The 21795-nt window shown below is 68.0% G+C and carries 23 protein-coding genes; 5 read left to right on the forward strand and 18 right to left on the reverse strand.

The window, feature by feature from the left end; genetic code table 11:
• Positions 1-10: 10 nt before the first annotated feature.
• Together OHB24_RS40445 and OHB24_RS40450 are read right to left on the reverse strand one after the other, a co-directional pair.
• Entirely contained in the window at positions 11-655 is a 645-nt protein-coding gene (locus tag OHB24_RS40445; protein WP_327636264.1) for a response regulator transcription factor, read from the reverse strand.
• On the reverse strand, positions 643-2355 hold the full coding sequence (locus OHB24_RS40450) for a sensor histidine kinase (protein WP_327641165.1): 1713 nt from the start codon (positions 2353-2355) through the stop codon (positions 643-645). Before OHB24_RS40450 ends, OHB24_RS40445 begins: the two co-directional genes overlap by 13 nt.
• Positions 2356-2518: 163 nt before the next feature.
• Here OHB24_RS40450 and OHB24_RS40455 point away from each other — a divergent pair, with 163 nt between their 5' ends.
• Complete coding sequence (locus tag OHB24_RS40455) at positions 2519-4003, forward strand: TRAP transporter substrate-binding protein (RefSeq protein ID WP_327636265.1); 1485 nt, start codon at positions 2519-2521, stop codon at positions 4001-4003.
• Here OHB24_RS40455 and OHB24_RS40460 read toward each other — a convergent pair.
• The 16 genes from OHB24_RS40460 to OHB24_RS40535 form a co-directional block, all read right to left on the reverse strand.
• On the reverse strand, positions 4000-5496 hold the full coding sequence (locus tag OHB24_RS40460) for a sensor histidine kinase (RefSeq protein ID WP_327636266.1): 1497 nt from the start codon (positions 5494-5496) through the stop codon (positions 4000-4002). The two genes, OHB24_RS40455 and OHB24_RS40460, sit on opposite strands and share 4 nt — an antisense overlap.
• A gap of 120 nt (positions 5497-5616) precedes the next feature.
• Positions 5617-6255, reverse strand: coding sequence for a glyoxalase (locus OHB24_RS40465; RefSeq protein ID WP_327636267.1), 639 nt, complete (start codon positions 6253-6255; stop codon positions 5617-5619).
• A gap of 68 nt (positions 6256-6323) precedes the next feature.
• The gene (dprA, locus tag OHB24_RS40470; RefSeq protein ID WP_327636268.1) at positions 6324-7526 is read right to left on the reverse strand and encodes a DNA-processing protein DprA; all 1203 of its coding nucleotides are present in this window, start codon (positions 7524-7526) and stop codon (positions 6324-6326) included.
• Positions 7523-9100, reverse strand: coding sequence for a YifB family Mg chelatase-like AAA ATPase (locus OHB24_RS40475; RefSeq protein ID WP_327636269.1), 1578 nt, complete (start codon positions 9098-9100; stop codon positions 7523-7525). The genes dprA and OHB24_RS40475 overlap by 4 nt, the downstream gene beginning before the upstream one ends.
• Positions 9100-9456, reverse strand: coding sequence for a YraN family protein (locus OHB24_RS40480; protein WP_327636270.1), 357 nt, complete (start codon positions 9454-9456; stop codon positions 9100-9102). Before OHB24_RS40480 ends, OHB24_RS40475 begins: the two co-directional genes overlap by 1 nt.
• A 94-nt stretch (positions 9457-9550) precedes the next feature.
• Positions 9551-9874, reverse strand: coding sequence for a DUF2469 domain-containing protein (locus OHB24_RS40485; protein WP_012922325.1), 324 nt, complete (start codon positions 9872-9874; stop codon positions 9551-9553).
• Positions 9871-10569 carry a ribonuclease HII gene (locus OHB24_RS40490; protein WP_327636271.1) on the reverse strand — a complete coding sequence of 233 codons (699 nt, stop codon included), beginning with the start codon at positions 10567-10569 and terminating at the stop codon, positions 9871-9873. Before OHB24_RS40490 ends, OHB24_RS40485 begins: the two co-directional genes overlap by 4 nt.
• A gap of 52 nt (positions 10570-10621) precedes the next feature.
• On the reverse strand, positions 10622-11386 hold the full coding sequence (gene lepB, locus OHB24_RS40495; RefSeq protein WP_130387670.1) for a signal peptidase I: 765 nt from the start codon (positions 11384-11386) through the stop codon (positions 10622-10624).
• On the reverse strand, positions 11383-12012 hold the full coding sequence (lepB, locus tag OHB24_RS40500; protein WP_327636272.1) for a signal peptidase I: 630 nt from the start codon (positions 12010-12012) through the stop codon (positions 11383-11385). The genes lepB (OHB24_RS40495) and lepB (OHB24_RS40500) overlap by 4 nt, the downstream gene beginning before the upstream one ends.
• Positions 12013-12156: 144 nt before the next feature.
• Positions 12157-12516: a 50S ribosomal protein L19 gene (gene rplS, locus OHB24_RS40505; protein ID WP_130387668.1), complete on the reverse strand. Its 360-nt coding sequence runs from the start codon at positions 12514-12516 to the stop codon at positions 12157-12159.
• 182 nt (positions 12517-12698) lie between these two features.
• Positions 12699-13898: a tRNA (guanosine(37)-N1)-methyltransferase TrmD gene (gene trmD / locus OHB24_RS40510; RefSeq protein ID WP_327636273.1), complete on the reverse strand. Its 1200-nt coding sequence runs from the start codon at positions 13896-13898 to the stop codon at positions 12699-12701.
• A gap of 1 nt (position 13899) precedes the next feature.
• Positions 13900-14445: a ribosome maturation factor RimM gene (gene rimM / locus OHB24_RS40515; RefSeq protein ID WP_327636274.1), complete on the reverse strand. Its 546-nt coding sequence runs from the start codon at positions 14443-14445 to the stop codon at positions 13900-13902.
• Between the two features lie 82 nt (positions 14446-14527).
• Positions 14528-14779: an RNA-binding protein gene (locus OHB24_RS40520; protein ID WP_327641166.1), complete on the reverse strand. Its 252-nt coding sequence runs from the start codon at positions 14777-14779 to the stop codon at positions 14528-14530.
• A 5-nt stretch (positions 14780-14784) separates the two neighbouring features.
• Positions 14785-15330 (reverse strand): 30S ribosomal protein S16, encoded by a 546-nt coding sequence (gene rpsP / locus OHB24_RS40525; RefSeq protein WP_327636275.1) that lies wholly within the window; start codon positions 15328-15330, stop codon positions 14785-14787.
• Positions 15331-15505: 175 nt separating this feature from the next.
• Positions 15506-16861: a 6-phospho-beta-glucosidase gene (locus OHB24_RS40530; RefSeq protein WP_327636276.1), complete on the reverse strand. Its 1356-nt coding sequence runs from the start codon at positions 16859-16861 to the stop codon at positions 15506-15508.
• On the reverse strand, positions 16858-17610 hold the full coding sequence (locus tag OHB24_RS40535; RefSeq protein WP_327636277.1) for a DeoR/GlpR family DNA-binding transcription regulator: 753 nt from the start codon (positions 17608-17610) through the stop codon (positions 16858-16860). Before OHB24_RS40535 ends, OHB24_RS40530 begins: the two co-directional genes overlap by 4 nt.
• Before the next feature lie 126 nt (positions 17611-17736).
• On the opposite strand from OHB24_RS40535, the gene OHB24_RS40540 reads away from it, so the two are divergent.
• Genes OHB24_RS40540 through OHB24_RS40555 form a run of 4 tightly spaced genes read left to right on the forward strand, consistent with a single transcriptional unit; the run spans position 17737 to position 21728 of the window.
• A complete protein-coding gene (locus OHB24_RS40540; protein ID WP_327636278.1) occupies positions 17737-18684 on the forward strand; it encodes a carbohydrate kinase family protein in 948 nt (315 codons plus the stop codon).
• A gap of 4 nt (positions 18685-18688) precedes the next feature.
• A complete protein-coding gene (locus OHB24_RS40545) occupies positions 18689-19978 on the forward strand; it encodes an ABC transporter substrate-binding protein (protein ID WP_327636279.1) in 1290 nt (429 codons plus the stop codon).
• Complete coding sequence (locus OHB24_RS40550) at positions 19975-20904, forward strand: carbohydrate ABC transporter permease (RefSeq protein ID WP_327636280.1); 930 nt, start codon at positions 19975-19977, stop codon at positions 20902-20904. Before OHB24_RS40545 ends, OHB24_RS40550 begins: the two co-directional genes overlap by 4 nt.
• Entirely contained in the window at positions 20901-21728 is an 828-nt protein-coding gene (locus OHB24_RS40555) for a carbohydrate ABC transporter permease (RefSeq protein WP_327636281.1), read from the forward strand. The genes OHB24_RS40550 and OHB24_RS40555 overlap by 4 nt, the downstream gene beginning before the upstream one ends.
• The last annotated feature ends 67 nt before the right edge of the window (positions 21729-21795 follow it).

Below are 21795 nucleotides of genomic sequence, written 5' to 3' on the forward strand. Positions count from 1 at the left end.
CCGCCTCAGGTCAGCCGCGCAGCGCGGTCAGCACGGCGAGGACTCGGCGGTTGACGTCGGCTGAGGGCTCCAGTTGGAGCTTGCGGAAAAGGTGCGCACAGGTCGCCTCGACGGTGCGCTCGCTGACGTGGAGCTCGCCGGCGATGGCCGAGTTGGAGCGTCCCTCCGCCATCAGCGCCAAGATGTCTCGCTCTCGGCTCGTGAGCTGGGTCAGAGGTGAGTCCGGACGCCGTCGCCGCATCAGCCGCGACACGATGGTCGGGTCGAGAACGCATTCGCCGTCTGCGACCCGTCGCAGTGCATCCACGAGTACGGCGATGTCGGACACGCGCTCCTTGAGCAGGTAGCCGACGCCGCCGGGTTGATCCGCGAGAAGACGGGATGCGTACCGGCTCTCGACGTACTGGCTCAGCACGACCACCGCCGTGTCCGGGTAGAGCTCGCGGATCTGACGGGCCGCGACCAACCCTTCGTCGGTGTGGGTCGGCGGCATCCGGATGTCGACGATCGCGGCGTCCGGCTTGCCGAGCGCGACCAGGCGCAGCAGTTCGTCGGCATCAGCGGCCTCACCGACGACCTCGATGCCCGTGTCACCGAGCAGCCGCGCGAGGCCTGAACGGATCAGCATGACGTCGTCCGCGATCACGACTCGCACGGGATCACCGCCTTCACGTCGTAGCGGCCGGCCTCAGGACCCGACCAGGTGAGCTGTCCGCCGAGGGCACCGACCCGATCGCCGATCGCCGAGAGATCCGGTGCCCGTAAGGTCGCCGACTCCGTCTCGACCCTGACGATCAGCGACTCCGCAAGGTGGCGGACCTCGATCCGGCAACGCGTGGTGGCGGAGGGCCGTACGACGCCACCGACTGCGGCAGCGACGGTCGCATAAGCAGCCATCGCCACCTCCGCAGTCAAAGCATCAGTGACGTGCATCGTGAGCTCCGCCGGTACGTCGGATGCCGCGACGAGCTCGATCAACGCCTGCTCCAGGCCCTCGTCGGCGAGCACACTCGGAAAGACTCCGTGCGCCAGCCGACGCAACTGGCTCAGAGCGGCGCCGACCTTGCTCTCCAGCCGCTCGATCGTGAGGCGCGTGTCCTGGTCGGCGTCGGCGCGGGCGATGCGCAACTGCAGACCCACACCGACCAGCCGCTGCTGCGCACCGTCGTGCAGGTCGCGCTCGATCCGGCGGCGTTCGCCGTCCGATGCGGCGACGACCCTGCGCTGTGACGCCCGTACCTCCGCCAGCCGCGCTCGAGCGACCGTCGACAACTGTGCGTTGTGAAGCGCCAACCGAGTGACCGGGGACAGGCCCGCGAGGACCTCCGCCGGGTCCACGGTGCGAGCGGCGACAAGCCGAACGGTCGGCGCCGAGCCGTCGGTCAGGACCACGGTCCGGGCCGGCTCGGGTGGGTCCAAGACGGCCGCGCCGGCCGGGTCGAGCCAGCGGTCCTCACCTGGAACCGCGAACTGGACATCGACGATGGCTCCGCGCCGTACGGACTCTGCCGACAAATCGGCCACCACCCGGTCGACGGCGGCGCGACTCCGCAGAACACGAAGGTGCAGCAAGCACACCGCCCCTCCGACCGCCGCGACGGCCAACGGTTCCAGCGGGAGTCTGACGGCTGACGGCGTGATGTTCTCGAAGGTCAGCCATCGTAGGACTGCCAGCCCTCCGAGCGCTGTCAGAGCAGCCAGTGCCGCGCCACTCACCAGCCGAGACGAACGGGTCCCGAGACGCGCGGCGACCGCGACTCCACCGATCACAGCAATGCCGACGATTACCGCCGTGGTGATCGTCATCGTGGCGCGGGTCCCGATCAGCTCGCCGAGGGGTGGCGAGAGGTTCGCGCAGGTCTGGGCGCAGCCCGGATCGGCGAACGGGTCATACGCCAGCGCATGTACTCCGGCCGCAACGACGGCGATCCCGGCGATGACCATCACGAACCGGTCCGCTGGTGGCTCTGCTCGGGCCGGCCACAGCAGAGCCGTCGCGGCGATCCCCGCCACGGCCAGCGGTGTCGTCGCGAGAGTAGCGGCGCGCAACGAGTCCGGCAGCCATTCTTGCGAGGCCCACAACGGCAGGATGGCCGCAACGCCTGCCAGTGCGAGCGCTGCCGAGACGCGGCCGCTGTGCGGCCGTGCGGCCCAGGCTCCGGCGACGGAGATCGTGGCGGCCACGGCGACGATCAGCACGTACCAAACCGGCAGCCTCTGAACCTGAGGTGCGTTCGGGTTGGCGAACGCGAACGGCAGGACGCAGACCACCACGACCGCGGCCGACAGCACAGTGGCCGACACGGCCAGGCCTGCGCCGCGTGCCACTACCACCGGACCCGCCCCCGCCACCATGGTCACGCTTCCCATTGTGCGCTTGTGACGTCACTGTGGGGTGCAGTGGTAGCCACATTCGATCCGCGTGCCAGCACGGTCGGCAGAAGCGAGCGCCACTCGTAGCGTCCGGAGTAATGGACGTTACTCAGCGTCCGATGTCCCGGACGTAGGGGGAGGAACCATGAACGTACTGCGCAAGCGCGGTCTCAGCTACAGCCTCGTCGCCGTCATGCTGATGGCACCGCTCGGCTGTAGCGGCGCGAAGGCAGTCGACAAGGCCGGTGGGGACAGCGCCGTACTGACGCTGGCCACCATCGACGACGTGAACAACAACGGTCAGTCGTTCGGGCCGCAGGCCTTCGTCGACAACCTCCGCACGGTGTCCGGCGGCAAGCTGAAGGTCGAGATCAAGAAGGACTACGGCGCGGGCGATGCAAAGGCCGAATCCGCCATCGTGAAGGCGATCGCGGCCGGCGAGATCGACGGCGGCTGGCCGTCGACGCGGGCCTTCGCGGGAGCCGGCATCACCAGCCTCCTGGCTGTCGAGGCACCGATGACCATCACCAACTACGCCGCGGAGAAGCAACTCGTGACCGCACCGGTCGCCAAGTCCCTGCTCGCCGGCCTGGACAGCACCGGTGTCGTCGGCCTCGGACTGGCAGTCGGACCGCTTCGCCGGCCGTTCGCCGCGAAGAAACCGCTGCTCGGACCGGCTGACTGGACGGGCACGCGGTTCCGGACCTACAACTCGCCCGTGCAGGAAGATGCCATTCGGGCGCTGGGCGGTACACCGGTGAACTTCGGGATCGAGTGGGGCGGCGAGGTCAAGGCCGGTCGTCTTCGCGGCGCCGAGTTCGACATTCCGCAGTACGCCAAGACCGACACCGCTCTCGCCCCCCAGGTCACCGCCAACGTCGTGCTCTGGCCGAAGGTGTTCGTCCTGAGCTTCAGCCGGAAACGGTTCGAGGCCCTCACCGACCAGCAGCGAGGCTGGATCCGGGATGCGGCGGAGCGAGCGACGAAGACCTCTGTCGAGGCCACCTACGAGGAGTCGCCCATCGCCGACGCGATGTGTAGCGACGGTGTCCGCTTCATCTCCGCCACACCAGGTGAGGTCGCCGGCCTGCGCAGGAAACTGCAGCCTGTACTGGACAAGCTTGCAGCCGACCCGAAGAGCGGACCGATGCTGAAGGAGATCCAGGCCATCGCGACGACCAACCCTCTGGCTGACGTCCCGAACGTGCCGGAAACCTGCCGGCAGACGGGTAAGGAAGCTCCTGTCCCCAAGATCCCTCAGGAGATCTCCGCTCTTCCGAACGGTGTCTACCGGGTGGAGCTCACCACCGAGGACGTCCACGCCGCAGGTCTGGACAACTCGGACAGAACTTCGGGGACCTGGACCCTGACTGTGCGGAGCGGGACGTGGGAGGTCCGCTGCCGGCCCGTCGGGGATCCGGAGGATGACTGCGGTGGCACCATCACCGACGGTGTGCTGGCCGGGGGAGATCTCCGCGGCACTGGTCACCAGGTCTGGCTCGTGCCCAAGGGCAAGGACCGGCCGGTCCGGGCCGATTGGGCGGTCGACGGCAACACCCTCACCTTCAGTCACTTGTCCAGCTCGTACGGGTCCGAGATGGACATCGAGCCGTACCAGAAGATCGGTTAGGACAGCCGGCGCCGACACGGGACGGTGGCAGTCACCGTCGTACCGGCTCCGGGTGGACTCTCCACCCGGAGCCGGCCGTCGAGGACGGCCAGTCGGTCGGACAGGCCGGTCAGCCCTGATCCGGAAGGGTCGGCTCCACCGCGCCCGTCGTCGGTGATGGTCGCCTCCAGCAGATCGCCGTACCGGCGTACGTCGATCTTGATCCGGCCGGCGTCGGCGTGCTTGGCCGCGTTGGCCAATGCCTCTGAACAGACATAGAACAAGGCGGTCTCGGCGTCGGCGTCACCGGCAGAGTCGCCGCTGTAGCTGATCACCGCCTCGGCCGGGGCTCGTGCCGCGAGGATCTCGAGGGCATCGCGCAGCCTTCCCTCCCCCAGCGTCGCCGGCGGAATACCTGCCACCAGGTCGCCGATCTCCGCGATCGCCGCTGCGAGCTCTGATCCCACGATCCCCAAGGCGGTCGCTGTCCCGACGCGTACGTCGGCGAGTTCGGCCTGGGCGTCCCTCAAGACGGCTGCCACGTTCTGCCCCAGCTCTTCCGCCACTTCCTCTCGCTGGCGGTCCGCAGCTGCGACAACTCGCGCACGCGCCGCCTCCAGTTCGCGCAGTCGTGCCAATTGCTCCTCCTGCAGCCGGAGGTTGGCCACCGCCAGCCGGACAGCCGTCGCGACCGCCCGGGCCGTGAGCGGATCCTCCAGCGCCGCCGACCGATGGGCGACGACAGCGACCGGTACGTCGTCCTCGCTGACCGTGAGGAGGTTCCGGTCTGCCTGCCTGCCCGCGAAGTCCTGCCAGCGGTGAACTTCAAGGCTTGGATCGCCGAGCGCCTCTCCGAGTACCGAGGCGAAGCCGTCGAGTCCAGTCAACGGCCGACTGACCAGAACCGCGTCGGCCAGCCGTCGGCGTACTCGTAGCGCCGACCAGTACGCGACAGGAAACGTCACAGCGACCAGTCCGAGGACGACTTGGTAGTCGAGGAGAGCGACCGCTGGATCGAACGATTCCTGACTCCTGGCGAGCGACCAGCTGACGCCAAGTGTCGCTGCCGTTGCGCCGGCTGCCGTCACCGGATACCACCGAGCACTTGGTGGGCGCATCGCGGCGCAGACGGCGGCCAGAGCGAAGAGCAGAGCCACCGCAGGTTGTGGGACGACACCGGTCGCTACCACTCCGGCGAGAGCGACCGCGAGCCAGGCGAGCCGGCCGCGGATCTGGCCGGTCGGAAACGCCACCAACGCCACCGCAAGCACCGACTGATGGAGTGATAGAGCCTGCACGAACACGGATCCGAGCAACCAGGCACCACCCACGGCGGCAACCATCGCCCGCTGACGAACCGGCCCGGTGGGCAGGGCCCCAGCGACGATGAAAACGACACCGACGGCGACGTCCACCGCCATCCGCCACCCATCGACCTGTGCCGCCTGGTCCGCCCGCACGGCCAGCATCACCAGCCCACCAGTTGCGACCACCACGACCGCGAGCCTGACCATGCAACCGACTGTCACCCGACCGCCCGCCAAGAGCAAGCCCCACCAGCACCCAGCCCCACCGGTCCACCCGATGACGTGGTTCGAGCGGCAGGCGCTGACTCCAGACGGATCGCCGCCGGCTCAGCTGCTTGTCAGGCTCCCATCGACCGATGACGGCACGGGTTCCCAGACGAATCCGTCCGGGTCGACGAAGTTGCCCGCGTCGGCTGTCAGGGCGATCCGGTGCGAGCCGCTGCCGTCGACCGGTACGCCGGCGTCCTTGGCCAGCGCCTTCCGCCCATACAGGCCCAGCTTGATCGGGCCCGTGGTGGCGAACTCGACGTACTTGCGCCCGAAGCTCCTCGCCACGGCCAGCCCGTGGTCCACGTAGAACTTCTTGCTCACGGCAACATCAGCGCATCCCAGCAGCAGGACGACGGAGTCGATCACGCGGGTCGCCGGACCGGTGTCCTTCTTCGCCGAGGTGGCCACCTTCCAGATCGTGCCGTCGGGCGCCTGGACGACGCCGCCGTACCCCCAGAGCGACTTGGTCACCGGCTTCACCACCGTCGCGCCGGCCGCGACGGCCGACTCGAACAGGCTGCTCACCGTACTCGGCTGGGCCACCGTCAGCGACAACGTGAAGTCACGGAAACCCGTCGTTTCCGCACTGGACTCTCGCACCCGTACCTGTTCGGTCAGCCCGAAAGCATCCGCCAGGAATTGCTCCGCCGATGCGCTGTCGGCCACTTCCAGAACCACACTGTGAAGAGTTGTCATGTCCTCAAGGTATTCAGCCAGGCTGCGCCCCGCTTCTCGATTCCTGACCACCTCCGAACCACTGGTTGTTATAGGGATGTGGGTGATAGGTGCCAGCCGGTGGGGGTTTGGGTTATCAGGGTCAGGGTGGTGAGGGTTTGTAGGCATTGTTGGGTGGTGGGGAGGTCGAGGCCTGCGGTGGTGGCTATCCGGTCGGTGGGGGCGGGGTTGTGGACCGGGACGGCGTCCAGGGTTCGTTGGAGGTCGGGGGTGAGGGTGTCGGTGAGGGTTGGGGCGGCTCTTGGGGGTTGGGTGAGGTTGGTGCCGAAGGGGGAGATTGCTTCGATGATGTCGGCGACGTTGGTGGCCAGGACGGCGTTGCGTTCGCGGACGAGTAGGTGACTGCCCGCCGACATTCGCGAGGTGATCGGGCCAGGGACGGCGAGGACGGCGCGGCCGCATTGTTCGGCCCAGCCGGCGGTGTTGAGTGCGCCGCTGCGTACTGCGGCTTCGATGACGACGGTGCCTTGGGTTATGGCGGCGATGAGTCGGTTGCGGGCGAGGAACCGGAGCTTGGTCGGGGCGCAGCCGGGTGGAAGTTCGGCGACGACCAGGCCGTCCTCGACGATGCGGCTGAGCAGGGCGGAGTTGCGTTTCGGGTAGCTGACGTCGACGCCGCAGGCGAGGACTGCGATGGTCGTGCCGGCGGCTGCGAGGGCTCCGCGGTGTGCTGCCGCGTCGATGCCGTAGGCGCCGCCGGAGACGATCGTCAGGCCGTTGTCGGCGAGGCCGGAGGACAGTTCGGCCGAAACGTGTTCGCCGTACGACGAGCAGGCGCGGGCGCCGACGATCGCGACGGCTCGGGTCAGGGCTCGGCGGAGGTTCGCGCGGCCGCGGACCCAGAGGCCGAACGGTACGCCGGCTCTGCGGGTCAGCTGACCTGCTTCCTCGAGGACTTCGACTTCGGCCGGCCACTCGTCGTCGCCGGGGATCACGAACCGGGCGCCGGCGGCCGCGGCTCGCTCGAGATCTCGGTATGGGTCGGCCGTGGCGAGTCGCGTGGACCAGCGCTCCAGGCCGGAGGCGTTGTGTTGGAGGCGGTCCCAGATCTCCAACGGGGGTAGGCCTTCGAAGGTCTTCAGGGCGGCGAGGTCGCCCGGCTCGACCACCCGGGACAAGCCCGCGCGGGCCAGACGCTCCTCATCGCCGTTGCCACCGGCAACCGCCTCGTTGCCACCCGCTCCTCGCCCGGAGCCAGAACCTTCGGTCGCTAGTGCGTAGGTGGGGGTCATTTGGTGGGTCCTTTGAGGGGGCGGAGGTCTGCTAGTTGGGTCAGGGGCTCGCCTGAGCGGAGTTGGAAGGCTTCGTGGGTTTGGTCGGCTGTGGGGATGGCGGCGCCGGCTAGGTCCGTCAGGGTCCAGGCGAGGCGGACTACGCGGTCGAAGCCTCGTGCGGTGAGGCGACCGGCGGAGTAGTGGTCTTCCAGGAGCTCTTGGCTGGCCTCGTCAAGCGGGTGCTCGCGGCGCAGGACCGGGCCGGGGATCTCGCTGTTGAGGGTCCAGGCGGTCTCGCGGTAGCGGTGCGTCTGGCGATCGCGGGCGGCCTGGACGCGAGCCGCGACGACTGCGGTCGACTCCACGGATTGGCCGTCGGTAATTGTGCGGGCGGCCGGCAGGATCTGGCGCTGGATGTCGAGGCGATCCTTGATCGGGCCACTGATCCGCTGGCGGTACCGCGCCAGATGCTGCGGTGTGCAACTGCAGATGCCTTGGTTGGTGCCGGACAGGCCGCAGGGGCAGGGGTTGGCGGCGAGGACGAGCATGAAGCGGGCGGGGAACTTGGCAACGGCCGCGGCCCGGTGGATTTCGACGAATCCCGATTCGAGTGGCTGTCGGAGGCTGTCGAGGGCCAGTGGATGCATCTCGGGTGCCTCGTCGACGAAGAGGATGCCGCGGTGCGCGCAGCTGATGGCGCCCGGTCGCGGCACGCCGGTGCCGCCGCCGACCAGACTGGCCAGGGACGCCGTGTGGTGGGGCGCGATGAACGGCGGCCGGTGGACCAGCTCGGCGTCGTTCGTGAGCAGGCCGGCGAGTGAGTGCACGGCCGAGACTTCCAGTGAGTCGTCGGTGCTGAGGTCAGGCATCAGTCCGGCCAGGCGCTCGGCGAGCATGGTCTTGCCGGATCCCGGTGGGCCGTGCAGGAACAGGTGGTGGCCGCCGGCAGCAGCGGCCTCGATCGCGCGTCGGCCCTCCTGCTGGCCGATGATGTCGTCGAGATCGACCTCCGGCAGCCGGACCAGCGACTCCGACACCAGGCGCGGCTCGGCGCGGGGTGGTGCTTCGTCAGGGATCTCGGTGCCACGGAGCAGAGCGAGGACCTGGCGCAGCGAGCGAGCGCCGTACACCTCGATGCCGGGGACCAGGCGAGCCTCGCCCACGTTGAGGTCCGGGACGACGATGCGGTCGAAGCCGGCCCGGGACGCGGCCAGGGTCATCGCGAGCGCGCCGCGGACCTCGCGGATGCGGCCGTCGAGGCCCAGTTCGCCGATGATCGCCGTACGGCGGAGCACGCCGGGATCGACTGCGCCGGCCGCCGTGAGGAGTGACAACGCGATCGCGACGTCATAGTGCGATCCCGTTTTGGGGAGTGTGGCGGGTGAGAGGCCGATGGTGACCTTGCGGTCGGGGAACCGCTCGCCGCTGTTCACCATGGCGGCCCGGACGCGGTCGCGGGCTTCGGACAGGGACGTGTCGGGAAGACCGATCAGGGTCGTCTTCGGAAGGCCCTGGGCGATGTCGGCCTCGACCTCGACCAGGTGGCCCTCCAGACCGACCAGGGCGACGGACCAGGTGTGCGCGAGGGCCATCAGATCGCACCTCGCACGTGGTCCACCGTGGGTGGCGTGTTGTGGTCGAACAGGATCGAGATGACGTCGATCCTGACCTCGGCCGGTCTGAGCTGATGGGTCTGCAGCCAGCGGCCGGCCAGCCTCCGGAGCGTGGCCAGCTTCCGGTACGTGATGGCCTCCAGCGGGGTGCCGTAGTTCAGCCCGCGCCGGGTCTTCACCTCACAGACAACGAGTGTGTCGCCTTCGCGCGCGACGATGTCGATCTCGCCGAACTCGCAGCGCCAGTTGCGCTCGAGCACGGCGAAACCGTGGGTGCTGAGATATCTCGCGGCGAGATCCTCGCCGTACCGTCCGACGGTGTTCCTGGTCCGCATCGATGACCACCTCCGGCAGAGAAGATGCCGGGATCAGGCCTCGGAAACGGACCTCACCTTCAATCTGTGGACAACCGCACGCCTGTGGACGACGTCAGCGGCCGAAGTCGGAGTCCTTCGGGACTTCCAGGTCGGACTTGGCGAGCTCTTCGATGTTGACGTCGCGGAAGGTGACGACCTTGGCGTTCTTGACGAAGCGGGCGGAACGGTACACGTCCCAGACCCAGGCGTCGGCCATCGTCACCTCGAAGTACACGTCGCCGCCCTCGGTGCGGACCTTCAGGTCGACCGCGTTGCACAGGTAGAAGCGCCGCTCGGTCTCCACGACGTACTTGAAGATCCCGACGACGTCCTTGTACTCCCGATAGAGCTGAAGCTCCATATCGGTCTCGTACTTCTCAAGGTCGTCAGCACTCATCGGCTCTCCACTCCGGTGGGACTGGTCACATTCTGTCCCATAACGGGCCGCAGACTGCGGCGGACATTCTCAAACCGCCGTCGATGTTGTGGGCACGGGCCGTATTCGTCCAGTGCCGCCTGGTGTTCAGGGGTGCAGTACCCCTTGTGGATCCCGAACCCGTACTGCGGGTACACCTTGTCCCAGTGCTCCATCACGCGATCCCGGGTCACCTTCGCGATCACTGACGCGGCAGAGATGCAGGCGGCCACGCGGTCGCCCTTCCACATCGCCAGGCCCGGTACGCCGAGACCGTCGACGCCGAAGCCGTCGGTCAGCACGTACGACGGCCGCACGTCGAGCCGGAACAGTGCCCGGCGGAGCGCCTGCACGTTCGCGACGTGCATGCCCAGCCGATCACACTCGTCCGCCTCGATGGACACCACCGACCAGGCCAAGGCACGCTTCCGGACCTCTTCGTAGCAGCGCTCCCGCGCCTTCGCGGTGAGCAGCTTCGAATCGGCCAGCCCCGGGATCTGACCGCGCTTGCCCTCCGGCAGGATCACCGCGGCAGCCACCAACGGGCCCGCACACGGACCACGACCGGCCTCGTCGACACCGGCAATCGGATCCAGGCCGACGCGGCGCAGGGCTCGCTCGTACCCGTACAGCCCGGCGTCCCGCCGTACCGTGCTCCCGCGCGGCAACGCGCTCATCCAGCCCTCCGCATCACACAACTCACCCTAGGCGTCCGAGGCGACAGAACTGTTACTTGGGTGGTGGCGTGAGGGATATCGAAGGTTTGTCAGGCGCCGGGCCGGCGGCCGGGACCGCCTTGAAGGTGTCCGGTACGCCGAGTTTGCCCCAGCGACCCGCCGGCCAGACGATCATGATCGCCCGCCCGGTGACCTTGTCGAGCGGGACGAACGCCGCGTCGCCCTGGTTGCCGCCGTTCGCGTCGAGGTCCTGCAGGTGCACGCGGGAGTCCCCGGAGGCGGAGCGGTGGTCGCCCATCACGAAGATCCGGCCGGCCGGGACGGTGACCTGGAAGTCCATCTGGGACGGGGCGTCGCCCGGATACAGGTAACTGGTCTCGTCGAGCGGCTGGCCGTTCACGAGCAGCCGTCCCTTGGCGTCGCAGCAGGCGACCTTGTCGCCGGGCATACCGATGAGGCGCTTGATCAGGTGGCCGTGGCTGGAGTCCGGCAGCAGGCCGACGATCTCGAAGAACCGGCCGATCGAGCCGCGCTTCTGACCGCTCTCCTCGGCGCCGAGCCAGCCGCCCGGGTCCTCGAACACGACCACGTCGCCGCGCTTGACGTCGGTGAGCTTCTCGACCACGACCCGATCGCCGACCAGCAGCGTGTTCTCCATCGACTCGCTCGGGATGATGAACATCTGCCCGACGAACGCCCGCAGGATGGAGGAAACGATCAGGGCACCGACCACGATCAGCACGAACTCGCGGGCTGCCGCCGCGAAGCCCGAGCGGTGGGCAGGTTTGGCGTCCGTCTTGGTCGGTGTATCGGTCACTTCTTCAGCCCCGGCTTCTTGAAGGTTTCCGGAGGACGCAGCATCGTCATCCGGTCAGACGGCCAGATTACGCAACAGGCCCGGCCAACCACGTTCTCGACCGGCACGAATCCACCGCCGGGGCCGCCCATATGGGCGCGGGAATCGGCGGACTCGGCCCGGTTGTCGCCCATCACCCACAGGTGACCGGCCGGAACCAGCACGTTGAACGGCAGCTCGGACGGCCTGGCGTCCTTGAGGAGGTACTCCCGCTCGTCGAGCGGGATGCCGTTGACGGTGATCAGGCCCTGCTTGTTGCAGCAGACCACCCGGTCGCCGCCGATGCCGATCACCCGCTTCACCAGGTGACCCTCGCCGCTGCGCGGCAGGATGCCGACGAACTCACCGATCCGGCGCACCGTACCCGGCTTGACCTCTTCCTCGTTCAGCCAGTTGTCCGGGTCCTTGAAGACGATGATGTCACCGCGGTCGACGTCGCGGTGCAGGTAGCTGATCTTCTCGGCGAGGATCCGGTCGTCCTTCGTCAAGGTGTCGTACATCGACTCCGACGGGACGTAGAACGCCTCCGCGACGAACAGCCGCAGGACCACCGTGATGACGAGCGCGAGCACCGTGACGGTGCTCATCTCGACCAGCAGGCTGAGCAGCGGATTCCGCTGCTTCAGCCTGCGGTGACGTCCTTTGCTGCGACGTGCCCTCGTCGATGCCGGCCGAGGGCGAGCGCGAGTCGCAGTGCTCGGCGCCATAGGTGACCGTCGTCGTTACAGGCGTCAGGAGGCCGGGACTTCGCGCTTCTCCTTGATCTTCGCCGCCTTACCGCGCAGCTCGCGCAGGTAGTACAGCTTGGCGCGGCGGACGTCTCCGCGGGTCACGACCTCGATCTTGTCGACGATCGGGGTGTGCAGCGGGAAGGTCCGCTCGACGCCGACGCCGAAGCTGACCTTGCGGACCGTGAAGGTCTCCTGCAGGCCACCACCCTGGCGGCGGATCACGACACCCTTGAACACCTGGACGCGGGACCGGTTTCCTTCGACGACCTTCACGTGCACGTTCACGGTGTCACCGGCGCGGAAGGCCGGGATGTCGTCGCGCTTGCTCGCGTTGTCGAGCTCGTTCAGGATGTTGCTCATCAGGTGTCTCTTCCTCGCGCGTGCCACAGGTCACCCACGAAAATGTCGATGGTGAGAGTCATCAAAATGCTGCCTTGCGGTGGTCACCCCCTGTGGCAGGAGCACCGAAGGGCAGCAACAGACAATCTTGCCACACGCCCCACACGGTGACGAAATCCGGTGCCGTCGACCGCGGAGGGTGATCACTTACGGCGTCTGCGTTTACCGAGCCGGACCAGGTCGACCTTGGGCGTCTGGGGCTCCCGGCTGAGCTCCCGGTAGCCCGCTTTCCGGTACAGGGCGAGGTTCCGGTCGCTCAGGGCACCCGTGTTCAGCGCGTACGACGTGACCTCGGCGGGAGCCACCTGCTCCGCGGCACGCAGCAGGCGGGCACCGAGCCCGCGGCCCTGCCAGTCGGGGGCAACGATGAGTCGCTCGATCTGTCCGACTGTGTCGTCGACCAGGAGCTGGACTGATCCGACGATGCGGGTGCCGGCGACGGCCTTCAGGACGGTCCCGCGCTCCAGACGGGCCGCAGTCGCGGCAGCGTCGTCCGTCAGCGGCGGAATCGTGTAGTCGTCGTACAGCTGCGCTTCGGACAGGAACGCGGCCAGCTGCAGCACGTGGATCTCGCCTGCGTCAGCAGCCGTAGCGGGCAGCAGGCGGACCGCCGAGGTGGCGTCCTCCTTCTGAGCGACCACATCGCCCCACGCTGCCAGGAGGTCCGGCCGGCGTTCCGCAGTACGCCGTACCGACTCGTCGTGGTGCCAGTCGGCGATCAGGCCGTGGTTGCCGGACAGCAGGACCTCAGGTACGTCGTACCCGCGCCAGCTCGGCGGCTTCGTGTAGACCGGGTACTCGAGCAGGCCGTCGCCCGAGTGTGACTCTTCCGCCAGCGACTCCGGGTTGCCGATCACGCCGGGCAGCAGGCGAGCGACTGCCTCGACCATCACGAGTACGGCGACCTCACCGCCGTTCAGCACGTAGTCACCGATGGACACCTCGTCGACGCGCATCCGCTCGCCGGCGTACGACGCCACACGCGCGTCGATGCCTTCGTACCGGCCGCACGCGAACGCGAGCCAGGGCTCGGCGGCAAGCTCGTACGCGAGCTCCTGCGTGAAGGGCCGGCCTGCAGGGGTCGGCACGATCAGCCGCGGCTGCGAGGGACCGTCAACGGGGGCGACCGCATCCAGGGCCTGTCCCCAAGGCTCCGGCTTCATCACCATGCCCGCTCCCCCGCCGTACGGGGTGTCGTCGACGGTCCGGTGGCGGTCGTGGGTCCACTCGCGCAGGTCGTGCAGGTGGATGTCCAGGAGGCCGCTCTTGGCAGCCTTCCCGACCAGGGAGACGTCGAGGGCGGCCAGGTACTCCGGGAAGATCGTGACGACGTCCAGACGCATGTCAGTCTCCTGACTCGGTTTGGACCACCTCTGCGCCCTCGGGGTCGAGCAGGCCGGGGCGGTCCGCCACGACGACGTACCGCTTGTCGATGTCGATCTCCGGGACGAGCTCCTCGACCATCGGGACCAGCACGAGGTTGCCCGCGGTACGCCGGATCTCCAGGAGGTCCTGCGACGGCAGGTGGACGACGTCGGTCACCTCGCCGACGTCGGCGCCGTCGGTGGTGCGGACCGCGAGGCCGACCAGGTCGCGGTCGTAGTACTCCTCCGGGTCCTGCGGGCGTTCGTCGGCGTCGATCTCGGACTGGACGACCAGGTTGCGCAACTGCTCCGCCGCGGTCCGGTCCGGCACGTCGGCGAACTTCACCAGCAACTTCCCGCTGTGCCAGCGGCTCGAGGCGATGGTCAGCGTCCGGGGCACCTTGGCATCGGTCACGACGGTCGCGCCGTCGGCGAACCGGCGATCCGGCTCGTCGGTACGCACGTCGATGCCGACCTCGCCCTTGATCCCGTGTGCGCGGCCGATCCGCCCGACAGTCACCAACACCTGCATTACTCCTTTGTACGAGATGAAGGGCCGCACCCCAGACCGGGTGCGGCCCCTCACAGGACTGCTGTGGACTACCGAGTCAGCGCCGGGGGCGCTTGTTGAACTCGTCGACGAAGTCGATGCGCAGCGAGGACTCGGAACTGAGGGCGCCGACGACGGTGCGGATCGCGGTGGCGGTCCGGCCGTTGCGGCCGATCACCTTGCCGATGTCGTCGGGGTGGACGTGCACCTCAAGGGTGCGGCCACGCCGCAGGTTCCGGGCCCGGACGTTGACGTCGTCGGGGTTGTCCACGATGCCTCGGACCAGGTGCTCGAGCGCCTCGGTCTCCATCATCGTCAGGCCTCGGTGGTCTCGGCCGCAGCCTCGTCGGCCTTCGGCGCCTCGGCCTTGGCCTCAGCCTTCGCGTCGTCCGCCTTCTCAGCCTTCGGAGCCTCGTCGGCCTTCGGCGCCTCGACGGCGGCCTCGACCTTCGCGGTGTCGTCGGACTTCGGAGCCTTCTTCGCCGCCTTCTTGGCGGTGACGGCCTCGGTCTTCAGCGAGCCGTGGGCCTCGGCCAGCGCCTCGTTGAAGATCTCCTGCTTGTCCCGCTTCGGCTCCTTGACCCGCAGCGGCGCCGGAGCCGGCAGGCCCTTGAACTGCTGCCAGTCGCCGGAGGCCTTGAAGATCGCCTCGACGGCCTCGCTCGGCTGCGCGCCGACGCCCAGCCAGTACTGCGCCCGCTCCGACGAAACGCGGATGAACGACGGCTCGGTCTTCGGGTTGTAGATCCCGATCTCCTCGATCGCCCGGCCGTCCCGCTTGGTGCGGGCGTCCATGACGACGATGCGGTAGTGCGGGGTGCGCTTCTTGCCGATGCGCTTCAAACGGATCTTGACTGCCACGTTTGTGGGGTCTCCCTTGGAAATTACTGTCTTGATGAACTGCACGACGCGTCGTGGGGACAACACAGTGCCAGCTCGATGGGCCGGCCGGGCAGTGGAGTTAGAGGGCTGCACAGAACCTGGACGGACTCAGCAGGCCATTCTGCCAGAAACTAGGCTGCCCAACCAATTGGCCTCAGGAGCGTAGGTACGCCAGGTTCGGGAGCTGCTCGACGTACGTGTCCAGCAGACTGCGGCCGACCGTCACCGAGTCTACGAGCGGATGGTAGGCGAAGGCCTTCACAGCAGTGGCCCGGGAGGCTGTGGTGGCGGCCTCGATCGTCGCGCGCTCGACGGCCTTCACGGCGCTCACCAGACCGGCCTGGTGGTCGGTCAGTTGCGACACGGTCACCGGCAGTGCCCCGTTGGCGTCCACCGTGCAGGGGATCTCCACCACGGCGTCGTCGTCGAGATGGCGCAGTACGCCGCGGTTGCGGACGTTCAGGATCAGCGAGGCCCGCTCGTTGTGCGCGATCGCCCGCATCAGCGACAGCGCGACCTGCTCGTACCCACCGGCCGCCATGTCGCGTTCGTCCCGCTCCCCCGCGTCCGCGACCTCACGGCTCTCCACCATGTACGTCGACTCACGCTCGGCCCGCGTCTTCTGCCACAGCTCGAACGCCTGCTCGGGATGCTGCCCGGTCTCGGCGTAGAACGCGGACTGCTGCCCCAGGAGGAACGTGCCACGCGTCTGCCGCACCCCCTGTACGGCGGCCAGCGTCTCGCGCGCGAAGTAGTAGTAGTGCAGGTACTCGTTCGGAATCGACCCCAGCGACCGCAGCCAGTCCACACCGAACAGCCGACCCTCCTCGAAGGAGGCCAGCGCCTCAGCCGACTGCAGCAGGTCCGGCAACCGGTCCACTCCACCGGAGCGGAGCCCGCGCAGCCAGCCGAGGTGGTTCAGGCCGGCGTAGTCGTAGAACGCGGTAGACGGGTCCACCCCGAGTGCCAGAGCCGCTCGGCGCCCCAGCCCCGACGGGGAGTCGCAGATGCCGATCACCCGGTCGCCCAGGTACGGAATCATCGCCTCCGTCACCATGCCGGCCGGGTTGGTGAAGTTGATGGTCCACGCGTCCGGAGCGACCGCCGCGATCCGCTGAGCGATCTGTACGGCGACCGGCAGCGTCCGCAGCCCGTAGGCGATCCCGCCGGCGCCGACGGTCTCCTGCCCCAGTACGCCGAGACCCAGGGCGACCCGTTCGTCGACGGTCCTCCCCTCGAGCCCGCCGACCCGGATCGCCGAGAAGACGAAATCGGCGCCCCGCAACGCCTCGTCGAGGTCGGTCGTCGCAGTCACGACGGGTGGGTCGGAAGGAGGCGAATCGACGCCTGCCGCCTGCTGACGCAGCACCGCGGCGATGGCGGACAGGCGCGATTGATCGGTGTCATAGAGAACGACCGACGTGACCCGTCCGGCCCCGCGGTCGCCGAGCAACGCGTGGTACACGAGCGGAACCCGGAAGCCGCCCCCACCCAGGATCGTCAGCTTCACGCCAGAACCACCTCTACTCCTGCTTCGGTCAGTTGGACACGGGTTGCCTTGTCGGAGTCAGCCTCGGTCACGACCATCGAGAGCTCCCCCGGTTCGCACACCCGGGCGACACCGTGTCCCGGGAACTTCGTCCGGTCGGCGAGCAGGACCACTCGGTCGGCGGCGTTGATCATCGCCCGCTTGACCGGCACCTCGATCATCGTGCTGTCCATGACCCGTCCGTCCGGCCGGACCCCGCTGGTCCCCAGGAACAGCCAGTCGACGTGGATCTGCCGCAGGCTCTCCTCGGTCAGGTAGCCGACCAGCGACCGGTAGCTGCGCCGTACGAATCCGCCCAGCACGATCAGCTCGATCTGCTCGTCGTACTGCAGCTCCTCCAGTACGGCGAGGTTGCTGGTCACCACGGTCAACGACCGCCCGTGCAGGTGCTGTGCGACCCGGAGTGCCGTCGTACCGATGTCCAGCAGCACCGACTCGCCGTCGGCGACCAACTCGGCAGCACGACGCGCGATGCGGTCCTTCTCCTCGGCATGTACGGCGTTCACGTCGGCGAACGGCTCGTCACCGCCGTCGACCGCGAGCGCTCCGCCGTACACACGGGTCAGGCGACCCTCGGCGTGCAACTGCTCGAGGTCGCGCCGGATGGTGGCCTCGCTGACCCCGAGCTTCCCGGCCAGCACCTTGACGCCCCCGGCCCCGTCGGCCCGGAGCGCGCGGACGATCTGATCCTGACGCTGCTTCGGCAACACAGAGAGACCGTATCACGCAAACTCCGTCATTCTCAGTCAATCTTCTGATCAGGTATTGCGGATCTTGCGCAACCCACTTTAAATTCGTGAACGAGTTTGATCGAGCCTGCAGGAGTGTGGCGCAGCATGCATGAGCTGGACGTAGTGGTGTCCGGTCTGGTCTTCCAGGACCTGGTGCTTGGCCTGCCCACTGCGCCGCGTCCCGGCACCGAGGTCTGGGCCACCGAGTCGCACGAGAGCCCGGGCGGTATCGCGAACTTCGCGGTCGCGCTCGCCCGGCTCGGTCTGCGGACCGGCATGGCCGCGGCCTTCGGGGCGGACCCCGACGGCGACCGGGTCTGGACGTACCTGACCGCCGAGGGCATCGATCTGAGACTCTCCCGCAGACTCGCCGGCTGGCAGACGCCCCTCACTGTGGCCCTTGCCTACGACAACGACAGGGCACTGGTCACGCGGGGTACCCCTCCCCTGCTGTCGGCCGACGAGCTGATCACCACGCCGCCGGCCGCTCGAGCCGTCGCTGCCCACATCGGACCCTGGCCGAACGAGTGGCTGGCGAAAGCGAAGGCGGCCGGCAGCGTGGTGTTCGCAGACGTCGGCTGGGACCCGACCGAGCAGTGGGACCCGGCAGTGCTCGACCAGCTCCAGCACTGCGACGTGTTCCTGCCGAACGCCGACGAGGCCATGCACTACACGCGGACGGACTCACCAGAGCAGGCCATGCGCCAACTGGCGGAGCAGGTGCCGCTGGTGGTCGTGTCCAACGGTGCTGCGGGCGCCACTGCGCTCGACGCGAGTACTGGCGAGCAGGTCGCCGTACCTGCGTATGCGGTCCCGGCGGCGGACACCACCGGGGCGGGTGATGTGTTCGCCGCCGGCTTCATCGCCGCCACGCTCTGGGACCTGCCACTGGCCGAGCGCGTGCGGTTCGCCGCACTCACCGCGGCGCTCTCCGTGACCCGGCTCGGCGGCGCGGACGCCGCACCACGCTGGGCCGACCTCGTGGCCTGGCAGGCCGCGCATACCGAAGACCACCACCTCCAGGCGCTGATCAGCGCACACTCAGGAAGGTAGAACCATGGAGCTCTCACGTCGGACATTGCTCGGGGGCTTCGCAGCCGTAGCGGGCGGGTCGCTGGTCGGCTGCTCGTCAGGAATGAACAGCACCGGTACGCCGGCCAAGAAGAACGCCGCCACCGAGCTCACCATGTGGTGCTGGCCGGGCGGTCTCGGCAAGTCGGTGCTGGACGACACGATCACGCACTTCCCGGACCCGAAGATCAAGTACTCCGAGATCGGCGGCGACTTCAAGCAGAAGCTGATCACCACCTTCAACGGCGGTACGTCGATCCCGGACATCACCGGTCTGAAGGGCGAGGACATCGCGTCGCTGCTGCCCCAGGCCGAGCGGTTCGTGGATCTCAAGACCGTCGGCGCGGACTCGATCCTCGGCGACTACCTGGAGTGGAAGGTCAAGCAGGCCACCACCTTGGACGGCAAGGTCATCGGTCTGCCGATCGACGTCGGCCCGACCGCGCTGTACTACCGCGAGGACGTCTTCGCCGCGGCCGGGCTGCCGAGCGACCCCGCGAAGGTGGGCGAGCAGCTGAAGACCTGGGACGACTTCTTCGCCGCCGGTGTCCAGCTGAAGGCGAAGAACCCGAAGGCGTTGCTGGTCTGGGACGCCACCGACCTCTACGACATGGTCATCGGCCAGGGCACCGAGCGGTACATCTCCAAGGACAACAAGTTCATCGGCGACCAGGACCACATCCGCAAGGCCTGGGACACCTCGGTCAAGGCGATGACGATGAAGATCGACGGCAAGACGCCGAGCGGCTCCCCGGACTGGAACGCCGGTCTCGACCAGGGCACGGTGCCCGCGCACATCGGGGCGGCCTGGGTCGCGCTGGACATCAAGTCCGCGGTGAAGAAGACCGCGGGCAAGTGGCGGCTGGCGCCGACCCCGGGCGGTGCGGCGAACTTCGGCGGCTCGTTCCTCGCGATCACCAAGAACGCCGCCGACCCGCAGAAGGCGTTCGACGTGATCAAGTACATGCTCAGCGCCGACAACGAGGCCAAGGCGTTCGCCGACGCGCAGATCTTCCCGTCGACGCCGGCGGCGTACGACAAGCCGCAGCTCAAGGCGGCCGACACGTTCTTCGGCGGCCAGGTCCCGATCGACGTCTTCGGCCCGGCCGCGAAGGAGATCCCGGTCGCGTACCAGAGCCCGTTCGACGACTCGGTCGCCGCGCCGTTCCACGACGAGCTGAAGACCGTGCAGACCGGTGCCAAGACCTCGGACGCGGCGTGGTCCGCCGCCGTCTCGAAGGCGAAGGCGATCGCCAAACGGCAGGGGGTGCAGTGACCGCTACGGCGACCGTGCCCACCAGCACGCTGACGACAACGCCTGCCAGGCGGCGGATCTGGTCGTACTGGCGGTTCTACCTGGCGCTGTCACCGTTCTACGTCCTGTTCGCGGTGTTCGGGCTGTACCCGATGCTGTCCACGATCGTGCTGGCGTTCCAGCGCTGGGACGGCCTGAGCGCCCGCAAGTTCACCGGGCTGGACAACTTCGCGTTCCTGGTCAAGGACCCGACGTTCTGGACGGCGCTGGAGAACACCGTCGTACTGTTCCTGATGTCGACGGTCCCGACACTGGTGCTCGCGCTGCTGCTGGCGGTCATGCTGCAGTCGGCGGTCCGGTTCACCAACGTCTACCGGATCGCGTACTTCATCCCGAACGTCACGTCGCTGGTCGCGATGGCGATCTTCTTCAGCTCGATCTTCAGCACGAACTTCGGCCTGGTGAACGCCGCGCTGCGGTCGCTCGGCATCCCGCAGCAGGACTGGCTCGGGCAGCCGTGGGGTATCAAGATCGCGATCTCCACGATGATCGTGTGGCAGTGGGTCGGGTACAACACGCTGATCTACCTGGCCGGTCTGCAGGCGATCCCGAAGGACCAGTACGAGGCCGCCAAGGTGGACGGGGCGGGAGCGGTACGGACGTTCTTCTCGATCACGTTGCCGCAGCTGCGTCCCGTCGTACTGTTCACCGTCATCATGTCGACGATCGGCGGACTGCAGACGTTCACCGAGCCGCAGGTGATGGTCGGCAACAGCGGCGGCACCGGGCAGAGCGGGATGACCGTGGTGCTGTTCTTCTACCGGTCCGCGTTCCTGGACAACGACTACGGGTACGCCGCCGCGATCGCGCTGAGCATCTTCGCGCTCGTGCTGTTGTTCACGGCAATCAACTGGCGGATCTTCCGTGGACGGAGTGAGGACCGATGACGCGGTACCGGTTGCGCGGGCTCGCGCTGCACGGGGCACTGATCCTGGCGTTGCTGGTGTTCATGTTCCCGTTCCTGTGGACGATCGTGATGGCGTCCAACACCACCGCGGACATCTACCGGTTCCCGCCGAAGTTCGGCTTCGGCGGCCATTTCTTCGACAACGTCCGGCAGGTGTTCGAGAACGTCGCGTTCTTCCAGTCGATGGCGAACACCGTTGTCGTGGCGGTCTCGACCACGCTGCTGGTGTTGTTCTTCGACTCGCTGGCCGCGTTCACGTTCGCCAAGTTCCGGTTCCCGGGGCGGAACGCGTTGTTCGTGATTCTGCTGGCGACGATGCTGCTGCCGGCGCAACTGGCCGCCGTACCGCAGTTCCAGACGATGGCGATCCTCGGCTGGGTCGGCTCGCTGAAGGCGCTGATCATCCCGGGCGCGGCGAACGCGTTCGGCATCTTCTGGATGCGGCAGTACTTCCAGAACTCGATCCACGACGAGCTGATCGAGGCCGCGACCCTGGACGGCTGCGGCTTCTTCGGAACGTACTGGCACGTCGCGCTGCCGTCGGCACGCCCGGCGCTGGCGTTCCTCGGCATCTTCACGTTCGTCGGTTCCTGGAACGACTACATGTGGCCGCTGATCGTGCTGACCAACCCGGACCACGTGACGCTGCAGGTCGCCCTGTCGACACTGAACCGCTCGCACGGTGTGGACTACAGCATGGTGATGACCGGCGCGTTGCTCGCGATGATCCCGTTGGTGATCGTGTTCGCGATCTTCGCCCGCCAGTTCATCAAGGGCGCGACGGAAGGCGCGGTCCGCGGCTGAAAGGGCAGCTGAAGCTCCGATGTAAGCTGCGGAACCCAGAGCAGCAGCGGTACGTCGGAGGGGCAAC

This window comes from Kribbella sp. NBC_00482 (genome assembly GCF_036013725.1).
Classification (GTDB): domain Bacteria; phylum Actinomycetota; class Actinomycetes; order Propionibacteriales; family Kribbellaceae; genus Kribbella.

Coding starts and splice junctions, on each gene's coding strand:
- OHB24_RS40450 (WP_327641165.1), bottom strand. CDS start 2,355: ATGGTGGCGGGGGCGGGTCCGGTGGTAGTGGCACGCGGCGCAGGCCTG.
- OHB24_RS40455 (WP_327636265.1), top strand. CDS start 2,519: ATGAACGTACTGCGCAAGCGCGGTCTCAGCTACAGCCTCGTCGCCGTC.
- OHB24_RS40460 (WP_327636266.1), bottom strand. CDS start 5,496: ATGGTCAGGCTCGCGGTCGTGGTGGTCGCAACTGGTGGGCTGGTGATG.
- OHB24_RS40465 (WP_327636267.1), bottom strand. CDS start 6,255: ATGACAACTCTTCACAGTGTGGTTCTGGAAGTGGCCGACAGCGCATCG.
- dprA (WP_327636268.1), bottom strand. CDS start 7,526: ATGACCCCCACCTACGCACTAGCGACCGAAGGTTCTGGCTCCGGGCGA.
- OHB24_RS40475 (WP_327636269.1), bottom strand. CDS start 9,100: ATGGCCCTCGCGCACACCTGGTCCGTCGCCCTGGTCGGTCTGGAGGGC.
- OHB24_RS40480 (WP_327636270.1), bottom strand. CDS start 9,456: ATGCGGACCAGGAACACCGTCGGACGGTACGGCGAGGATCTCGCCGCG.
- OHB24_RS40485 (WP_012922325.1), bottom strand. CDS start 9,874: ATGAGTGCTGACGACCTTGAGAAGTACGAGACCGATATGGAGCTTCAG.
- OHB24_RS40490 (WP_327636271.1), bottom strand. CDS start 10,569: ATGAGCGCGTTGCCGCGCGGGAGCACGGTACGGCGGGACGCCGGGCTG.
- lepB (WP_327636272.1), bottom strand. CDS start 12,012: ATGAGCACCGTCACGGTGCTCGCGCTCGTCATCACGGTGGTCCTGCGG.
- rplS (WP_130387668.1), bottom strand. CDS start 12,516: ATGAGCAACATCCTGAACGAGCTCGACAACGCGAGCAAGCGCGACGAC.
- trmD (WP_327636273.1), bottom strand. CDS start 13,898: ATGCGTCTGGACGTCGTCACGATCTTCCCGGAGTACCTGGCCGCCCTC.
- OHB24_RS40520 (WP_327641166.1), bottom strand. CDS start 14,779: ATGGAGACCGAGGCGCTCGAGCACCTGGTCCGAGGCATCGTGGACAAC.
- OHB24_RS40540 (WP_327636278.1), top strand. CDS start 17,737: ATGCATGAGCTGGACGTAGTGGTGTCCGGTCTGGTCTTCCAGGACCTG.
- OHB24_RS40545 (WP_327636279.1), top strand. CDS start 18,689: ATGGAGCTCTCACGTCGGACATTGCTCGGGGGCTTCGCAGCCGTAGCG.
- OHB24_RS40555 (WP_327636281.1), top strand. CDS start 20,901: ATGACGCGGTACCGGTTGCGCGGGCTCGCGCTGCACGGGGCACTGATC.